This window comes from Paenibacillus sp. FSL H7-0326, assembly GCF_001955535.1.
Lineage (GTDB): Bacteria > Bacillota > Bacilli > Paenibacillales > Paenibacillaceae > Paenibacillus > Paenibacillus shunpengii.
This window is the reverse complement of record NZ_MPVN01000002.1, coordinates 12,072-31,177: the sequence shown is the minus strand read 5'-3', so window position 1 is coordinate 31,177 and position 19,106 is coordinate 12,072. Positions and strand designations below refer to the sequence as shown.

Annotated in this window: 19 protein-coding genes; all 19 read left to right on the top strand. The window is 45.7% G+C overall.

Annotation, left to right across the window (positions count from 1 at the left end; translation table 11 throughout):
* The first annotated feature begins 242 nt into the window (after positions 1–242).
* The 19 genes from BK126_RS10790 to BK126_RS10700 all read left to right on the top strand — a co-directional run bounded on the left by BK126_RS10790 (position 243) and on the right by BK126_RS10700 (position 18,976).
* The gene (locus BK126_RS10790; protein ID WP_076312683.1) at positions 243–902 is read left to right on the top strand and encodes a GntR family transcriptional regulator; all 660 of its coding nucleotides are present in this window, start codon (positions 243–245) and stop codon (positions 900–902) included.
* 75 nt (positions 903–977) lie between these two features.
* Positions 978–2,315 (top strand): extracellular solute-binding protein, encoded by a 1,338-nt coding sequence (locus tag BK126_RS10785; RefSeq protein WP_076312682.1) that lies wholly within the window; start codon positions 978–980, stop codon positions 2,313–2,315.
* Between the two features lie 56 nt (positions 2,316–2,371).
* Positions 2,372–3,271: a carbohydrate ABC transporter permease gene (locus BK126_RS10780; protein WP_076312681.1), complete on the top strand. Its 900-nt coding sequence runs from the start codon at positions 2,372–2,374 to the stop codon at positions 3,269–3,271.
* The gene (locus BK126_RS10775; protein WP_083655852.1) at positions 3,271–4,134 is read left to right on the top strand and encodes a carbohydrate ABC transporter permease; all 864 of its coding nucleotides are present in this window, start codon (positions 3,271–3,273) and stop codon (positions 4,132–4,134) included. The genes BK126_RS10780 and BK126_RS10775 overlap by 1 nt, the downstream gene beginning before the upstream one ends.
* Positions 4,135–4,171: 37 nt before the next feature.
* The gene (locus BK126_RS10770) at positions 4,172–5,239 is read left to right on the top strand and encodes a DUF6282 family protein (protein WP_076312680.1); all 1,068 of its coding nucleotides are present in this window, start codon (positions 4,172–4,174) and stop codon (positions 5,237–5,239) included.
* Positions 5,240–5,255: 16 nt separating this feature from the next.
* Positions 5,256–5,657, top strand: coding sequence for a PucR family transcriptional regulator (locus tag BK126_RS10765; RefSeq protein ID WP_076312679.1), 402 nt, complete (start codon positions 5,256–5,258; stop codon positions 5,655–5,657).
* A gap of 180 nt (positions 5,658–5,837) precedes the next feature.
* Positions 5,838–6,818 carry an ROK family protein gene (locus BK126_RS10760; RefSeq protein ID WP_256702800.1) on the top strand — a complete coding sequence of 327 codons (981 nt, stop codon included), beginning with the start codon at positions 5,838–5,840 and terminating at the stop codon, positions 6,816–6,818.
* A gap of 25 nt (positions 6,819–6,843) precedes the next feature.
* A complete protein-coding gene (locus BK126_RS10755) occupies positions 6,844–8,064 on the top strand; it encodes an MFS transporter (RefSeq protein ID WP_076312678.1) in 1,221 nt (406 codons plus the stop codon).
* A gap of 195 nt (positions 8,065–8,259) precedes the next feature.
* On the top strand, positions 8,260–8,574 hold the full coding sequence (locus BK126_RS10750) for a restriction endonuclease (protein ID WP_076312677.1): 315 nt from the start codon (positions 8,260–8,262) through the stop codon (positions 8,572–8,574).
* 187 nt (positions 8,575–8,761) lie between these two features.
* On the top strand, positions 8,762–9,373 hold the full coding sequence (locus BK126_RS10745; protein WP_076313496.1) for a TetR/AcrR family transcriptional regulator: 612 nt from the start codon (positions 8,762–8,764) through the stop codon (positions 9,371–9,373).
* A gap of 62 nt (positions 9,374–9,435) precedes the next feature.
* Complete coding sequence (locus tag BK126_RS10740; RefSeq protein ID WP_083655850.1) at positions 9,436–10,683, top strand: MFS transporter; 1,248 nt, start codon at positions 9,436–9,438, stop codon at positions 10,681–10,683.
* Positions 10,684–11,203: 520 nt separating this feature from the next.
* Positions 11,204–11,707 carry a nucleoside deaminase gene (locus BK126_RS10735; RefSeq protein ID WP_076312675.1) on the top strand — a complete coding sequence of 168 codons (504 nt, stop codon included), beginning with the start codon at positions 11,204–11,206 and terminating at the stop codon, positions 11,705–11,707.
* A 73-nt stretch (positions 11,708–11,780) separates the two neighbouring features.
* Positions 11,781–12,809, top strand: coding sequence for an ABC transporter substrate-binding protein (locus tag BK126_RS10730; protein ID WP_076312674.1), 1,029 nt, complete (start codon positions 11,781–11,783; stop codon positions 12,807–12,809).
* Between the two features lie 220 nt (positions 12,810–13,029).
* A complete protein-coding gene (locus tag BK126_RS10725) occupies positions 13,030–13,359 on the top strand; it encodes a YnfA family protein (RefSeq protein ID WP_076312673.1) in 330 nt (109 codons plus the stop codon).
* 134 nt (positions 13,360–13,493) lie between these two features.
* Positions 13,494–14,573 carry a class II fructose-bisphosphatase gene (gene glpX, locus BK126_RS10720; protein ID WP_076312672.1) on the top strand — a complete coding sequence of 360 codons (1,080 nt, stop codon included), beginning with the start codon at positions 13,494–13,496 and terminating at the stop codon, positions 14,571–14,573.
* 187 nt (positions 14,574–14,760) lie between these two features.
* Entirely contained in the window at positions 14,761–15,807 is a 1,047-nt protein-coding gene (locus BK126_RS10715; RefSeq protein ID WP_076313495.1) for a LacI family DNA-binding transcriptional regulator, read from the top strand.
* Between the two features lie 19 nt (positions 15,808–15,826).
* Positions 15,827–16,996: a Gfo/Idh/MocA family protein gene (locus BK126_RS10710; RefSeq protein WP_076312671.1), complete on the top strand. Its 1,170-nt coding sequence runs from the start codon at positions 15,827–15,829 to the stop codon at positions 16,994–16,996.
* Between the two features lie 111 nt (positions 16,997–17,107).
* Positions 17,108–17,830, top strand: a complete 723-nt coding sequence (locus BK126_RS10705; protein WP_076312670.1) for a ThuA domain-containing protein — start codon at positions 17,108–17,110, stop codon at positions 17,828–17,830.
* A gap of 39 nt (positions 17,831–17,869) precedes the next feature.
* Positions 17,870–18,976: a Gfo/Idh/MocA family protein gene (locus BK126_RS10700; RefSeq protein ID WP_076312669.1), complete on the top strand. Its 1,107-nt coding sequence runs from the start codon at positions 17,870–17,872 to the stop codon at positions 18,974–18,976.
* The last annotated feature ends 130 nt before the right edge of the window (positions 18,977–19,106 follow it).

Genomic DNA, 19,106 nt, shown 5'->3' with positions numbered 1-19,106 from the left:
AGGGATAGCTTTTTTTTGCAAGTAATCACAGATTTTTAATTTAAACTGACATGCGGTGTAAGTGCAGATGCTCCATGATCGAAGCGAAGACACAAAAACCTCTATTCATCCATAATTATTGTGCATAATTCCGAAATAGTGTTAATTATATTGACCTGATGAAGCACTAAAATTATCATAATAGCAAATTAAGAAATTAATCTTATTCGAAAAGTAACTAATCTACAGGATGGAGTGAAAATATGAGCAAGCGAAAGGAGATGGAAATCTACAAGGCAATCAAATTGGCGATAACTCAGCATAAGCTTCTTCCGAATACACAATTAGTTGAGGACTCGCTCGCTGAAGCTTTTCAGGTCAGCCGCACTCCAATTCGAAATGTGCTTCGGCGATTGGCGATGGAGAAGCTGGTTACGGATATTCCGTACCGAGGTGCTTTTGTATCCTGTCCCAGTGCCCAAGAAGCGAGAGAAGTGTTTGAGATGAGGCGGGTTATAGAGTCCTCGATGGTCAAAAAGCTCTGTACCATTGTCAGGCCAGAACAGCTCGGTCCACTGGAGGCTCTAGTACAGGAGGAACATAAGGCCAGCCATGAAGGGGACATTGTAGGAGCGCTTGATGTCACCGTAGATATTCATTTGAAGCTGGCTGAGCTGGCAGATAATTATTACTATTTTCACTTCTTAGAGGAATTAATATCACTAACTTCTGTCATTATCGCAATATACGGAACCAATCAAAGTTTCTGCCAAGATCATCAAGAGCTGATTAAGGCTATTATCCGTAAAGACGAAGAAGAAGCAGTGCAGATTATGACCGATCATTTATGGCAAATAGAGCGTTCGCTAAATTTTACGGAGAAGTCAGTAACCATACTGAATTTCAAAGAAATTTTTCAGTAAATTTTTTTTGCAGCGGATTGTATCCAATTTTGGATTCCAAATCTTCCTGAAATGAATACAAAGGAGTGGGGAGAGTTGAAAAGGACACCTGTTATGCTGGCTTTGATCCTTGCATTATCGAGCGGACTGACTGCATGTGGTGGATCTACAGATAGCGAAACGATGAGCGGCGACGAAGATCAAATTACGATTACATTAATGCACAGGTATCAGAAATCGAATATAGGTAAGAGTCCTGAGGATACAGCCGTGCTCGATGGTCTTGAAAGATTCAGAAAAGATTACCCTGACATTGAAGTGATAGAAGAGCAGCTGCAGAATGAGGATTATTCAATTAAGGCGCAGGCGCTTGCGGCAGCAGATGATATGCCGGACGTATTCATCGTACCTGGATCGTGGATGACCAACTTCGTAAATAATGAGATTGTGCTTCCGCTGGATACAGAGCTGGAGAAACGACCTGAGTGGAGAGATGGATATCGGCCTGGAACGCTGGATGCAGGGACAAGAAATGGTCAGGTGTATGGAATTCCGATCGCCGCAGGTCCAACACATTTAATTTACTATAATGCAGAATTATTTGCGGAAGCCGGATATACCGAATTTCCATCCTCATGGGATGAATTGATGGAGGCTGGTGGAAGACTTGCTGATAAAGGAATCAATCTCTTTTCATACGGTGACAAATCTAAAGGCTATGCTATATCCAGCTGGATCAGTGCGCTGACAGACCGGTTCACTGGCCCTGAATGGACGGAATCGATACTAGCAAAAGGCGGCGCCAAGTTTACGGATAATGGGTTTGTAGAGGCTGTTACTGTGATGAGTGATCTAGCTAGCGCCGGATACCTAAACAAGGATCTCAATTCGATTGATACCGAGACGATGGTCAATTACTATTTCGAAGGACGTTCTGCAGCTTTTGTCAGCGGAATATGGTCGGCAATGAACGTTGTCAACAATGCGCCAAGCCATATTAAGGAGACTACAAGAGTAGCTGTATTCCCAGGAGTAGAAGGGGGACTAGGTCATTCACTAAGTTCATCTGGCGGAGCGGGTGTGTACTACAGCATCAACTCTAAAGTAGAGGCTGGAGAGAAGCTGGATGCAATGATGACGCTGCTTGAGTACATGACAGGAGCGACCAGCGCAAAGCTGATGGCAGAAGTTGGCGGCTTTCCAGCTTACGATCCCGGAACGTTTGACACTTCCAAGCTTCATCCCGTAGCGCTCGCTGCCTATGAAGCTAGTGCGGCAGCGGAAGCGACTAAGATCTTCGACCTGTGGTTTGATGCCTCCATAGTAGAAGTCATAAACACGGAGATCCAAGGAGTTATGGCAGGATCCATTACACCTATGGATTTTGCAGAACGCACTCAGCGTGCATACGAGACCTATTTAAATAAGCCTTAAAAGTCCTATACCTAAGTAAATGAGGATCAAAAATGAGTAGGTGGTGATCTTAACTTATGGGAAAGGCGCTTCGCCCCAAGAGGTGGTTACTTCTGCTATACCTGCTTCCCGGATTGTTAGTTTATTCTTTTGTCGTCCTGTTACCCATCCTTGCAGCCTTTCGCGACAGCTTCTATTCATGGACAGGCGGGCCGAAGAAGACGTTTATTGGAATGGATAATTACAAGGAGCTGCTGCAGGATGAGGTGTTTTGGAATGCGTTTGTGAACAATGTATGGATGACGGCGTATGGATTGATTGGGCAAGTGGGGCTGGGCTTTATATTTGCTCTCCTGCTCATGTCAAAGCTGGTTAAGATGAAAGGGCTGCATCGCACAATGAGTTATTTTCCATCGACGCTTGCACCCGTCATTATCGCCTTCTTATGGATGATGATCTACAACTACAACTACGGTCTGTTAAACGGTGGTCTTCGTGGAGCTGGACTTGGAGACTGGGCTCAATCTTGGCTGGATTTGACGGGTCCCATCGTACTGCTCGTATCTATACCATTATCCTGGCAGAATATCGGTTTCTTCACACTTCTCATGCTTGCCGGTCTATCCTCTATTAACAAAGAGGTGCTTGAAGTAGCAGAACTAGATGGAGCTACAGGCGTTCGCAAAGCTTGGTATATCATGATTCCATTAGCCAAACCAACACTTCTGGTCGCATCCCTCCTATGTATAGCAAACAATATGCGTGGCTTTGAACATGTATTTGCGCTAACCGGCGGTGGACCGGGCAATGCTTCCTCCGTCATGGCTCTCTATGCGTATGAAACATCCTTTCTTCGATTCCGTTACGGCTATGGATCAGCACTGGCGATCGCCATCATTACGCTGACTATGCTGATTATCCTCTTATGTACACTATTTATGCAGAAACGTCAGAACAAGAGTGGGGGAGCCTTGTAATGGAGCTGGAGCTTAGGAAGCAGCGCCGTATTCTGAAGATCGCCCCAAGGTTCGCCAGCTTGGCGGTTAATGCCATTATGTTTATCTTTACCTTCAGTTGTATTTATCCTCTTGTCTGGATTGTCTATTCATCTCTCAAGACACAACCAGAATTCGCGAACAGTATTTTGAGCCTGCCGAAGAATCTCCATTTTGCAAACTACGTAGAAGCACTTGAGCTGACCAATATGCTGCAGCTGTCATGGAACAGTGCAAGGGTGACCTTCTTATCTGTTCTTGGCATCGTAATTGTCTCATACGTAACGGGTTATATTGCAGCCCGCATTGATTTTAAAGGAAAAAAATTAATGATCTTCTATTATTTGTTTGGTATGCTAGTGCCAATTCATGCTCTATTGGTTCCAATCTATTTGTTATTCAAAGATTGGGGACTGGCTGATCAATGGTACACGCTGATTATTCCGTATATTGCCTTCAATCTCTCCATGCCGATTATGCTGATCTACAGTTATGTGACAGGGATTCCGAGGGAAATAGAGGAGGCTGCGGCTATTGACGGTCTAAGCTTCAGCGGTACGATGTTTAATATTGTTGTCCCCATAGCAGTACCTGTGCTTACCACCGTTGCTATATTACAATTTTTTGCTTGTTGGAATGAGTTCTCATTTGCACTTGTGTTACTGAATGATGAATCGCTCCGAACGGTACCCTTGGGAATGTCGTATTTTAAATCCCAATACAGCACCAATTATCCTCAGCTTATGGCAGGAATGGTAATGTCTATGCTTCCGGTAGCCGTCGTATATTTCGCATTCAGCTCTCGTATCATTGCGGGTGTGATGAGCGGAGCAGTGAAAGGGTAGCATGCAAATAATAAGATTGATATGGAGGGAACATGTCATGATTAACCAGTATCCATACGTAACAGGAAAGATAGAGCCAGTACAACCGCGATTACCGGATCGTTCCAAGTGGAATGAGTCCTTTTACAGAAGATCAATGGAGCTACCAGATGAGCTGCTAATCGGTGCGATTGACAGCCATGTTCATGCGGGACCCGTTCTGAACTCCAATCCAGGACATATGGACCCTATCCAGGTTGCCCAGGAGGCCGCAGCTGCTGGTATGAAAAGCATCGTTTATTATGATGTATTTGGCTGGGCATCAGGCATGGCATGGATTGTTAACAGACATGTGCCGGGAATACATACCTATGGCGGCTATCTTATGAATTCCTGTCACGGTGGTATTAATCCCCGTTCTGTAAGGACAGCGCTGCATCTGGAGGAAGGCTGCCGTTTCATCAGCTTCGGATCACACTGCACCCGGTTCTCTGCTGAGCGGGAGTCCACACTGATTGATGGCAAGCTGGTTCCTTTCAAAGATGCCTTCCCTAAGTTTGCCGAAGAGGAGCTGCCTGTTGCGACATCCATACCTCTGGAAGGACCCATTTCAGAAGAGCTGCATGAAATATTATCAATGATTTCAGAGCGTCCTGAGGTCTATTTAAATACAGGGCATGTATCGGTGCCGGAAGCGCTTAGACTACTGGATCTGGCGGAAGAGTACGGAATCAGCAAAGTATTGATTGCCCATCCGGTGCGTGGACAGATGACGATCGAGCAGCAGAAGGCAGCTGCTGCAAGAGGTGCGTTTCTCGAAGCCTGCCTTGTGGACTGGCTGTATCCGGATGTACCTAGAACACATTATTATGTTGAAAAAGAATACATGGACATGGGAGCGGAGTTGGGGCGCTTCTCTAATGCCACTGCTTGGATGAAAACAATCAGAGAAGTAGGCATTGATCAGTTTGTGCTCGGAACAGACTATGGTATTCGTGCCGCTCCGACTCCGGTTCAAGGCATGCGCACGATGATTGCGACAATGCTCGATTACCAATTCTCCCCTGATGATATTTACCGGATGGTGGCAACTAACCCCGCGAAGCTGATAGGTATGGATGATTAGAAGGAGGTATGCTGCTGTGACAGACAATCGCTTCTCTGCTGTGCAATCGGATCTGATTGCAATACTGGAGGATATTCCTCCAGAGCGTATGCGGCTCTATGTCGACCGATATTTGGGAAAATTACAGGAGACCGTCATAGCTGATCCTGATCTGCTGTTAACACTCGAGACTTATGTTTCATGTCACGGTCAAATGAATGAGCTTTCTTCAAAATTATTCATTCATCGCAATACTGCCGCTTATCGGCTAATGAAGCTGGAACGGCTGCTGAATATGCAGCTAAAGTCCACGGACAGTCTGCTGCTGCTGCATCTGGTGTTTATGTTCCGCAGCATCTTAGATATCAGGGGGAAGGAAGCTAGTCTGCCTGAAGTGGATATGAACACAACTCCTTACAAGTTAACTCGAAAGGTATAAAAAAAGATTAGCCGAGGCTCAATTTGCTTGAGCCTCGTTTTTTGTTCCTTTATTTCAGAAGGTATTGACATAGCCTTCGATGCAGTATATATATTAATAGACTTTATAAAGTTTATTTATAAAGTCTATTTTACAAATGGATAGCAGGTGATCGCTATAGAAAAAGCGAGTGCAAGTCTGATGAAACAAATGAACTTGAACATGATTCGGCGAGTGATGAAACAGATTGGAGCTGGAACGAAGCCGCAGCTTGCAAATAAGACAGGGCTAAGTGTAGTCACAATTAATTCTCTCGTGAAGCATTTGGTAGACAGCGGCGAGTTGTTTGAAGATAAGAACCAAGTGTCCAGCGGCGGCAGGCCTGCCCTTACTTATCGATTCAATTATAACTACAGTCTTGCACTAGTGCTTCATATGGTGGAGGAGCAGGGTGAAGATGTGATCAAGGCTAGTGTAGTGAATCTCAATGAAGACATATTGAAGCAGGAGAGATATGTTTATCAGGAGTTTAACCCAAGTATCGTATTCCAATGTATAGATCGGTTGCTGGAGCAATTTGAGTCAATCAAAGTCATCGGAGTCGGGATTCCGGGCCAATCTGTTGACGGAGTGATTACAGTTACAAGTCATAAGCTGCTGTATGGGGTACGATTGACGGAGCAGCTGGAATCAGCTTATGGATTACCTGTTATTGTTGAGAACGATGTCAATGCAGCTATAAGCGGGTATGCTTATCGGAAGCAAGTATCTGATGATCAGTGTATCGTCGGTATATACTTCCCGGAGAAATATCCGCCGGGTATGGGTACATATCTAAGTGGAAGAGTCATTAAGGGGAAGTACGGAATGGCCGGTGAGATTAAATATCTTCCTATCGATGTAGATTGGAGCAAACCGCTAGATGCGGGAGCCTTTAATGAAGCTGCGTGCCGCATCATGCAAAGTGTGAACGCCGTCTTGGCGCCCGATACCATCGTTATATATAAGGAGCAGATTGATGAAGAAGCGTTCCTGAACGAATGGAATAGCTATCTAATAAGTCATGCAATTCCGACTTGCCCTGAGCTTGTTTTGGAGCCGTCTGTGGCTCGTGATTATGCGGATGGATTAAAATGGCTGGCTTTGAACGAGTTAGAGCCCAAGTATACAGAACTTAGTTAATGAGAGCTAGGAGAGGGATGGAGAAATGGCAACTTGGTTTTTGATTATTATCTATTTAGCATTTATTAGTCTTGGGCTTCCGGATTCCATGCTGGGTGCAGCGTGGCCGGTCATGCAGCCTGATATTGGAGCCTCCTTTGAGTCGGCAGGGCTGCTGTCTATGATTGTTGCAGCAGGTACCATTGTATCAAGTCTCGCAAGCGGGAGGCTAATACAAGCTTTTGGAACAGGGAAGATTACTTTGTTCAGCTGTATACTGACCGCAGGAGCGCTGATTGGCTTCTCATTTGCACCTTCACTTGCATGGCTGATTATACTGGCAGTTCCCCTTGGTCTAGGAGCAGGTGCAGTCGACTCTGCACTGAATCACTATGTAGCATCTAACTATAAAGCGCATCATATGAGCTGGCTGCATTGCTTCTGGGGAATAGGAGCAACCGGTGGACCTATTATTATGTCTTATTATATCGCCGAGCAGAATTCCTGGAGAGATGGGTATTTCGCCGTCTCCATGATTCAGTTCAGTCTTGTACTCTTGCTCTTCATCACACTTCCTTTGTGGAAAAAGGTGGCTCAGCTGCATCAATCAGATCAGCTGAAGGAACAAGCGAATGTCGAAGACATCACTCACTCGGCGCCCAGGGAGATGCTAAATTCCAAACCTCAGCACCCCCTTCGGATGACAGGTGTCAAGTACACACTGGTTGCCTTTTTATTCTACTGTGGGGTGGAGATGACTGTCGGTTTATGGGGAGCGAGTTATCTGGTAGGGGAGAGAAATGTATCGGCAGATACTGCCGCAGTATGGATTTCGCTCTATTACGGCGGAATTACCATCGGCCGTTTCATTACCGGATTTATTACATTGAAATTAAGCAATCGGGTGTTAATACTTGCAGGTCAGCTCATAGCGGTCCTTGGCGGTCTGTTCTTATTGCTGCCGCTGCCGGAGATCTTCCTTCTTGCGGGCTTCGTTCTCATTGGCCTCGGATTTGCTCCAATCTACCCTGGATTTATTCATGAGACGCCTGCAAGATTCGGCAAGGAGCATGCTGCGAAATTAATCGGCTACCAGATGGCCGTTGCTTATACAGGGACCACATTCCTTCCGCCGTTATTTGGACTTATCGCTACAAACTTCGGCATCAGCCTGTTCCCGGCTGTGGTATTACTGTTAACACTTCTCATGTTAGTCAGTTCGGAACGAGTGAATCAATTATTGCGCAATAATCGCCGACAAAATTAGAGTTTATATGGATACGGAAGGGATCAATGCTAAGCTCCTTTTAGGAGTTTAGCATTTTCATCCTTTTTTAGGGGGAGTGTGCGCAGTGAGAAGTAGATAAATCCATTCTGGATTGAAGATGAATATCAACCAAGTAATTTTCTCAAGCTAAATAGACTTGCTTATTACAACAGTAAGAGGAGGAGGTTATCGCTAGTGAAGGATTCAGTAAGGCAGGCTAAGCCGTGCGAATTATGCGGCAGGATTGTACCCGTAACGACCGAGCATCATCTGACCCCACGTGAATTAGGTGGAAGCTACAAGGGGACGGCGGATCTCTGTATTCCATGTCATAAGCAAATTCACCATCTATTTACGAACAGGGAGCTTGTTGTTCTGGGTTTGACTTCCATTGAAGCGCTGCAGGCTGACCCGAAGATCCGTTCTTATCTAAAATGGATATGCAAGCAGGCACCGACCACGATTCCAAAATCGATTAAATCAAACCATGTCCGCAACCGCGGGCGCTAGATTAGTCGTCATATTTTCTATGAAAGATGGTGACATTCTCAGCAAACTTAGCAAAACTTTACGTTTAACGCAGCTTGCAAATTACGTGTAAATATGGTGATATGTAAGTGGGTACATATTGGAAAATCACTGTTTTATGGTTATAATACTAATAGACTGACCAGTCAGTTTTTTGGAGGGGTTATCGATCGAAGTTAAACGCAGAAAAGATGTAGCTCAGATTAAAAAGGATATCGCACGAAATACAAAAGAACTCTTCGCTCAAAAGGGATACAATGCAACTTCGATGGAGGAGATCTGTACCGTTAACAATCGAAGCAAAGGCAGTATATATTATCACTTCAAAAGCAAAGAGGAGCTGTTCATGTTCTTGATCAAGCTGAATAATCAAGAGTGGATGGATTCTTGGCAGGAGAAGGAATCACAGTACGAAACTACCGTTGACAAGTTGTATGGTCTAGCGGACCACTATGTAGATGATTTGGCAAACCCGCTGAATCATGCCATTAATGAATTTGTTTCCGGTCAAGTCGTCAGTCAAGATGTGCTGGATGAAATGCTGTCACTTATACGTATCCCTTATGTAACCTATGAGCGTATCATCATTCAAGGAATTGAACGCGAGGAATTAAAGCCCAGTGACCCACAAGATCTAATGTATATTATTAATGGCTTATTTAACGGGTTAGGTACGCTATATTATGAAAAAGACTTATCAGAAATTCGCAGATTGTATAAATTAGGAATCGCAAACCTGCTGACGGGAATTCAAAGCACAAGTAAAATAATGAAGGACTGATATCTACTTATCAGTTTTTCTTTTATAAATTAGTAGACCGAATAGTCGGTTTAAAAAGGGAGATGGCTATGAATAATCTGTTTAAGAAGCGGGCTTTCCTTGTAATTACCTTTTCTGATCTTCTTCAAAATTTAGCGATCTGGATTAGAAATATGGCTATTCTTTACTTTATTATGGATCAAACCCAAGGGGATCCGATTGCTGTATCGCTTATAACTGTACTGGAATACGTTCCGATCTTTGTATTTTCCTTTATTGGAGGAGCACTTGCTGATCGCTGGAATCCCAAACGGACCATGATTCTTGGTGATATTCTCAGTTCACTTTCGATTGTGCTTATACTGGCAGTAATGGCTTCAGGATATTGGCAGGCACTGTATGCAGCGACTTTTGTATCATCCATCGTCAGTCAATTTTCTCAGCCGTCCTCTGTTAAGATTGTTAAACGAAATGTGGAAGAGGAGCATGTTCAGTCGGCTATTGCGATCACACAGAGCTCACAATCGTTATTCCTTATCCTCGGCCCCATCGTAGGTACGTTCATATATACTACACTCGGAATTCAAGCTTCCATGTATTCTCTCCTTGTTCTGTTTATTTCTTCGGCTCTCATATTAACGCTTCTGCCCAAAGACGAACCGAGTGCCGCTGAGCGCTCCTCACTCATTAGTGAGATGAAGGAAGGCTGGAAATACGTTCTGGGGTCCAGCTCTCTAAAGTTCCTGACTCTCTTATTTATAATTTTGGGATTATCTTCGGGTCTAATCAGCCCTTTAGAAATCTTTCTGATTACGGAGCGACTCGGTCTAGAACAAACTTCGGTTCAGTATCTAACGGGTGCATCTGGCTTAGGGCTGCTCATCGGCGGAGGCATTGCGGCCGCATTAAGCAGCAAGCTGGATCAAAATCGTACGCTTGTTCTAGGCGTTGTTCTTCTGAATATCACAACACTTGGAGAGGTATTATCAGGTTGGCTGTGGCTCACCCTGGTCATTAGCTTTTTTAGCTCTCTATGTCTTGCTTTTGTAAATGTAATTATCTCGACATTTCTCGTTACCAAAATTGATGAACAAATGATTGGACGCATAAATGGAACTATAACCCCTATGTTCATGGGTGCAATGTTGGTCGGGTCCTCCTTAGCAGGCGTAGTCATGAGCAATACTTCGTTGTTGACGGCTTACATCCTATCTGTTCTTGTGCTTACTGTTGGATTAATTCCAGGAATCAAGATTAAATTTGACAGCAGCAAAGATAACGTAGAAGCACCCAACCCAGCAGATCAAGAGCTTAGCCGGGCTTTGGAATAGAGGGGGCAGCTATGAAAAGGATCCACTTGTTCTGTTTTCCTTAGGCCGGAGGATCATCCATGATGTACTTTCGCTGGAGGAACCAACTGAAGGAGACCATATTTTTATTAACAAGCATTATGAGGTTATTGCCGAGCAGATAAAGAGGGTACTACTATAAAAGAATTGCTGGAGAAAAAAATGGATCAGATGAAACATATAGCGAGCTGCCGATGAAACGGTAGCTTTGTTTTGTTTGCGGAGAGGTTTTAGCTAAGATGAACAATCTGAATATAGGTTATATAACTCTTCCTATGACCTATCATATATATTACACTTCGTGTTAATTAAAATAATGATTGGCATAGAGTTAGGCGAGTTTTCTTTTGATCTAATTTTGTAATCCCAGACGCATATGTGCTTTTTCACAAAAATATCGACACTTATTATTCAAAATGATAAATATATGTAAGATTAATTGACGTTAATTGGCCATTCATCTAATATCAAATCATATTCAGAGAGGTAAGGGGAGAAGAAAATGGGGAGTCAGACAGTGGAACTCAATCATGTTGTATTTTTGAAGCGCTGTGTAGAAGTATCACGTTTGGCCAGAGAGAGTGGGAATACACCGTTTGGCGCGCTGCTCGTAGATAAAGAAGGTAATATCCTGCTGGAGCAGGGAAATGTCGAGATTACGGAGCATCGCTGTACGGGTCACGCTGAAACTGCGTTGATGGAAAAAGCATCCCATACATATGACCCTGCATTTTTATGGGAATGTACCTTGTATACGACAGCAGAGCCTTGCGCCATGTGCGCAGGAGCGATGTATTGGGGAAATATCGGGCGGGTCGTATACGGCATCTCCGAGAAGGAACTGCTGGTGCTGACAGGCAATGATCCCCAGAATCCGACTTTTGACATGCCTTGCCGTGAGATCTTTGCCAAAGGACAAAAAGAAATTGAAGTGATCGGGCCGTTCCCGGAGCTGGCAAATGAGATCGTCGCTGTTCATGAAGGTTACTGGAGCCCCGACGAATAGCTGTCAAATATAGCAGAACATCACTCAAAAAATATCAGTATATCTAAAAAAGATGAGCGGAGTGTGAAGGGTAATGTGGAAGAAACCGGTAAAGTGGAGTAATAATAGAACAAAGATAAGCGGAGTGCTTCTGGCTGTATCGTTAGCTTTAACCGCATGCGGCGGCGGAGACACGGGATCGGATACCACGAGTGCCTCGGGCGAATCAAGCGAAGTAACTCCAGTTAAGGTCGTGCTTAATTGGTTCGCTAAGTCGGAACATGGCGGGTTCTATGCAGCCGAAGAGAACGGGATTTATGAAGGGAAGAATCTCGACGTAACGATTGAACCGGGAGGTCCTCAGGTCTCGTCCATTCAGATCGTTGCTTCCGGTAAAGCGGAATTCGGAGTAGCCCATGCGGATCAGATTCTGCTTGCTCGTGAAGAAGGCATTCCAATCGTCGCCTTGGCGACGACTTTTCAGATCAGCCCGCAGGCTCTCATGTTTCATGAAGAGTCCGGTATTGAAGATTTTGACGATCTGAACGGCAGAACTGTATTTATTCAGCAAGGGCAGCCTTACTGGGAATTCTTGAAGCATAAGTACAGTCTGGATACGGTTAAGGAAGTCGCTTATACAGGTCAGCATGGTAACTTTATTGAGGACCCTCAGTCTGCTAGCCAGTCCTTCGTTAATGGTGAACCGTATGTTGTGGAGAAGCAAGGCATTCAGGTAGGAACGAAGCTCATTGCTGATTCCGGATATGAACCATATGCTGCCGTAGTATACACCACTGAGAAATATTTAGAGGAGAACCCGGAGACAGTCAAAGCGTTCATTAACGGTACGGTAGAAGGCTGGTACAATTATAAAGAGAATTATGAACAGATAAATAAAAAGATTCTTGAAATTAATACCAACCTGGCAGAAGATGAGATTGCCTTCGGAGAAGAACAACAAAGAGAATTTGTATTTGGCTACGACGCGGAAGCGAACGGCATGGGCTATATGACCGAGGCTCGATGGAATGAGCTTAAGGATCAGCTGCTGGAGATCGGCTTGCTGACCAAAGATTTAGATGTAAGTGAAGTGTTCACGACAGAATATTTACCTGCCAAATAAGTGGATACTGGATTATTATCATGATAAGATTTCATTAAGGCTATAATTCAATAGACAAAAGGCACAGAGTACATTCATTATTGAATGAGGCTCTTTGCCTTTTTTTATTGAGCTGCGAATTCGATTCAAATGGAATTCATGACATAAAATTGAGGTGCATGACAGCCTCGGGATGAATACTTAATCCGATCATTTCATTATAGAGGAGTAGAGAATCTCAATGGGTGTATCTATCATTTTGTTTATACTTGCCGGACTTGCCGAAATTGGCGGAGGATATCTAGTGTGGCTGTGGCTCAGAGAAGGAAGACATTATTTCTATGGAATTGCAGGAAGCTTAATTCTTGTACTCTATGGCATCATTCCTACGCTGCAGCAATTTCCCACATTTGGCAGAGTGTATGCAGCATATGGAGGCGTCTTCGTCATTATGGCAATATTGTGGGGCTGGGGAGTCGATAAGAAAACACCGGACTTCTACGATTGGCTTGGCTCCTTCATTTATCTTGCGGGGGTTGCAATTATTCTATGGGGACCAAGAAACGGTTAACTCTTCACTTGTATGAAGGGAATATTCATTCAAAATTCATCCATTTCATTATAAAATAAGGGATGATTTGGTAGATTTATGTTTCCTATTCTATTATGATAAGACTCAAATGGGAGAAAGGATGTGGAAGCATAGTGGAACGTGAATTGGCGCTTGAGATAGTCAGAGTAACAGAACTAGCTGCATTGGCATCAGCTCCTTGGATGGGCAGGGGGGATAAGAATAGTGCGGATGAGGCCGCCACTCTGGCGATGCGCGCCATGTTTGACTCTGTATCCATTAAGGGAACGGTAGTCATTGGTGAAGGGGAAATGGATGAGGCTCCAATGCTGTATATCGGTGAAGAAGTAGGCAATAGTGAGGGGCCGGAAGTGGATGTTGCTGTGGACCCGCTGGAAGGAACCGAGATTGTAGCCAAGGGACTTAATAATGCGTTATCTGTTATCGCTGTTGCAGGCAAAGGGAATCTGCTTCATGCTCCCGATATGTACATGGAGAAGCTCGCGGTCGGACCAGCGCTGGTTGGTAAAGTCAGCATTGAGGATCCGATCGATGTTACCCTGCGCAAGGCGGCCACTGAGTTAAACAAGAACATCTCTGATCTGACCGTTATGATTCTAGACCGCGATCGCCATGAGAGCATCATTAAGACGCTGCGCAAAGTAGGCGTTCGAATCAAGTTTCTGAGTGATGGAGATGTGGCTGGAGCGATGGCGCCGGCATTCCCGGAAGCGGGGATTGATATTTATGTCGGTTCAGGAGGGGCGCCGGAAGGAGTGCTTGCTGCTGCAGCGCTGTCTTGCCTCGGAGGAGAGATCCAGGGCAGATTAATGCCTGCGAATGCTGATGAATATCAGCGCTGCTTGAAGATGGGAATTACGGAGCCTTATCGAGTTCTGACAATGGAGGATATGATCGGCAAGGACGATGTTATTTTTGCAGCCACGGGAGTCACTCCAGGTGAAATTCTCGGCGGAGTCAGATACCTGGCAGATGACAGAGCCGAGACGCAGTCGATTGTCATGAGAGCCAAGACCCGAACCATCCGCTACATAAGAACACAGCATTTTCTTCCGGGCAAAGAGGTACTGCATAAAGTCAGACAAGCCCAGTCCTCAGAATCTGCGCCTGGCAGCACGCTGAAGAAGCAGCCCAAAGCGAGTAAAACGGAAAATGCTGCGGGCTCCGTAAAAGAAGCAATGAATCAAGGCTGATGTAAACGGAGTATAAACCGTTATCCATATATACGCTCATGAACTTCTAACACAAGACCATGAAAAAAGAATTTATTCAGGGTCTGGTAGAGATCATGGGCGTATTATTTTTGTAAAATATGTATCAAATCAATTGACAATCGGACCTCTCCATGAGAAAATGTACGCGCGTACATTAGATAAGGAAATGAGTGGATCTATTATTGCAACACGAAGAGAAGTTGCTGATTTAGCGGGTGTATCTGAGGCTACGGTTTCCCGAGTACTGAATGGCGTGGGTCCTATTAAAGAAGAGACGCGGATCAGAGTTCTGGATGCTGCCAACCAGCTTGGTTATGTGCCCAGTAATCTCGCGCGCAGCTTTGCCCGCCGCAAGAGCGGGAATATTGGCGTAGTTCTGCCTTATATTCCGAAGGCAAGACTGTTCTCAAGCTACTATTTCTCTGAAATACTCAGTGGCATGGGAAATACGGTGCGGGAGCAAGGCTACGATCTTCTGGTTCTGTTTCGCAGTGGAGAGGAAACACCGGAGTATGAATCATTTTTCCGGATGCAGAAGGTAGATGCTCTTGTTGTGCTCGGTGCAAAGGATGAGCCGGGAGAACGGGAAGCCCTTCGAAAGCTGCGGGAGTCAGGGCATCCCTTTATTGTGGTCAATCAGCATTTTGACGGGGAGAATTTCCCGGAAGTGGATGTAGATCATGAGGAAGGAAGCCGAATGGCTGTTGAGCACTTAATTGATCAAGGTCATCGCAGAATTGCATTTCTAAACGGACCACTCACGTATTCAAACAGTCTGGATCGTTTCAAGGGTTATGAGAAAGCGCTTCAGCAGAGGGGTCTTGAACGGGATGACAGACTTCTATTTGAAGGAAATTTTGGCAGACGAAGCGGCTATGCCATAGGTGATGAAATTGCAAAAAGGATTGAAGAGGTCGATGCCGTCTTTGTTGCAAATGATCGGATGGCTGTCGGTCTGCTTCAGAGGCTGAGGGAATTACTCCCGGATCAGCATCGTTTCCCCGCGATTGTCGGTTACGATGATTCGGATTCTGCGGACATTTGTGTACCTCCGCTCAGCAGTGTTAGAGTTCCCTTTTATGAGATGGGGGAGCTGGCTGCACGATTGATGCTGACGGCATGTGAAGGTCCATCCAATAGGTCCGAGGTACTTAAGGAGCATCCCAGATATTTGTTACAAGCTGAACTGATCGTTCGAGATTCATCCAAATAACGTACAGGAGGGTAATTTCATGAGTTCTGTTCGCGTAGGTATGATTGGCTATAAATTTATGGGTAAGGCGCACAGCAATGCGTATCGCAGTGTCCCTATGTTCTTCCCACAAGTGGTGAAACCTGAAATGTCGGTCATTTGCGGCCGTGACCCCAAGGGAGTAAAGGAAGCGCAGCAGCAGTTCGGCTGGCAGGAGAGTGTGACCGACTGGAGAGAGCTTGTAACTAGAGAAGATATCGACCTTATCGATATCAATGCGCCAAGTGATGTCCACAAAGAAATTGCCATTGCCGCAGCACAGGCAGGCAAGCATATTTTCTGCGAAAAGCCGCTTGCCCTGAATCTTAAGGATTCCCGCGAAATGCTGGAGGCTGCCGAAAGAGCAGGCATTAAGCATATGATTGGCTTTAACTATCGTTTCTCACCAGCGGTTCAGCTGGCCAAGGATCTTGTGGAGAGCGGCAGACTCGGGAAGATTTATCATTTCCGTGCGAATTTCCTGCAGGACTGGATCTTGGACCCTGAATTCCCGCTTGTCTGGAGACTACAGAAGGAAATTGCTGGCTCTGGTTCACATGGCGATCTGGGAGCACACCTGATTGATATGGCTCGCTATTTGGTTGGAGAGTTTACAGAAGTAATCGGTATGAGCGAGACCTTCATTAAGGAGCGTCCGATTGCATCAGAGATGACAGGACTTACCGCGAAGGGCAATAGCAGCACGGAAAAAGGACCCGTAACCGTAGATGATGCGACACTGTTCTTAGCCCGGTTTGAAAGCGGTGCCATCGGCAGCTTTGAGGCAACCCGCTTTGCGGCGGGTCATCGAAGCACTAATTCGTTTGAAATTAATGGCAGCTTGGGCAGCGTAAAGTTTGATTTTGAACGAATGAATGAGCTTGAGGTTTACTTTGTAAATGATGCAGAGGATGTGCAGGGCTTCCGCCGCGTCATGGCGACAGATGGGGTTCATAAGTATGCGGAGGCATGGTGGCCTACAGGACATCCGATTGGATTTGATCATACCTTCACGCATGAGGTTGTGGAATTTATGAATGCGATTGAAGAGAATAGGCAGCCTGTGCCCAATTTCCATGACGGAGTTGCCTGTCAGGCGGTTCTTGAAGCGGTAGAGCGCTCGGTGGAAGAACGCCGCTGGGTGACGCTGTCTGAAATGGCTGATGTCTAAGAGAGTCCTAATCGCTTAGATCTCTAAATGATCCGAGTATTGATCAGTTGATCAGTTGTTTAGCACGAGTCCATTGTTTGATCCAATAACGTTTAAGGAGTGTGTATCAGGATGAAAAAAGCACTAATCGTATGGGGCGGCTGGGACGGCCACGAGCCAGAACAGGTATCAGCATTGTTTAAAGCATGGCTGACGGAGCAGAATTTCGAGGTGGAAGTCGCGAATACTCTTGAAGCCTATCGTGATGCGGAGAAACTGAAGAATTTAGATCTCATCATTCCCTGCTGGACTATGGGTGAGATTGAGAAGGAGCTCGCAAGCAACGTTTCTACCGCTGTAATGGAAGGGGTCGGCCTGGCAGGGCTGCATGGAGGAATGTGTGATGCCTTCCGTACGAATGTTGACTGGCAGTTTATGACGGGTGGCCAGTGGGTAGCCCATCCGGGTAACGACGGAGTGGAGTATACGGTAAATATCAAGAACAGCTCCAGCACACTGCTTGCTGGCATTGAAGATTTCCAAGTGAAAAGTGAACAGTATTACCTCCACATTGATCCCGCTGTCGAGGTGCTGGCTACGACAAGATTCCCGATTGTAGAGGGGCCGCATTCTACGAACGGTGCTGTTGATATGCCCGTCGTATGGACGAAGCGCTGGGGACAAGGGAGAGTGTTCTACAATTCGCTTGGTCATCACGCGGATATTGTGGAAATGCCACAAGTCAAAGAAATCATGGTTCGTGGCTTCCTGTGGGCTGCAGAGGGTAAGCAAGCAGCTGCGGCGAAGCAGGGTAAGGCAATACAATATACAGGTATGGGCGATAGTCAGATCTAATATGAGACCTTACATGGGTTGAAGGGAGAACAGCATTCGATGGATAAAGTAAAGGTAGGTATTGTCGGCTGCGGTAAAATCAGCAGCATCTACATGGAGAACTGTAATAAATTCGAATGTCTTGAATTAGTGGCTTGTGCTGACCTTGACCTGTCGAGAGCAGAAGAGCAGGCCAAGGCGTACGGTATACCAAGAGCGGTCAGTGTTCAGGAGCTGTTGAATGATCCAGAGATTGAGCTGGTCATCAATCTGACGATTCCCGCCGTGCATGCAGATGTTTGTCTGCAGGCAATAGAAGCGGGCAAGCATGTTTATGTCGAGAAGCCTCTGGCGGTTACTCGGGAAGAGGGAGCTGCGGTACTTCAGGCTGCAAAGGAGAAAGGACTGCTCGTTGGTTCTGCACCCGAAACGTTTTTTGGCACAGGCATCCAAACTTCACTGAAAATCATAGAAGAGGGACTTATCGGCACTCCTGTAGCAGTGACCGCTTTTATGATGAGCCGTGGTCATGAATTCTGGCATCCGGACCCTGAATTTTACTATGCCAAAGGGGGAGGCCCGATGTTTGATATGGGGCCTTACTACCTGACTGCACTCATTCAATTACTAGGGCCGATCTCGAGCATTACAGGGATGACAGGTAAGGCGCTTGAAGAACGTACGATCAGCAGTGAGAAGAAGTACGGTCAGAAGATCAAAGTGGAAATTCCTACCCATGTCGCAGGTTTACTTCGGTTTGAACAAGGTGCCATCGGCACCATTGTAACCAGCTTTGATATTTTTGGAGGAAGCCAGCTTCCTAATATTGAGATTTACGGAACACAAGGGACACTTCGTGTGCCGGATCCGAATACGTTCGGCGGACCTGTACTGCTGAAGCGTATGGGAGAGCAGGATTGGGAAGAGGTTGAGCTCTTGCCAGGCTACGATCAGAACACACGGGGAATTGGACCGGCAGATATGGCGTATGCCATTCGGAGTGGACGTGAGCACCGGGCCAGCGGTGAACTCGCTTATCATGTCCTTGAAGCCATGTGGGCCTTCCATGACGCATCAGATGATGGTCATCACTACACCATGAAGAGTACGTGTAAGCGTCCGGCTTCACTACCAGCAGATCTGCCACTGTACACGCTGGATAGCTAGTCATCATTCGGGAGTATATATTGATACGATTGTAAAATAAAAATGACCACAATAGCCGCTTATCTGCGGCTATTTGTTTTTGATTATCATAATAAAAGCGCCGGGGCTTGTAAGTCGCAGCCGGCGCTTT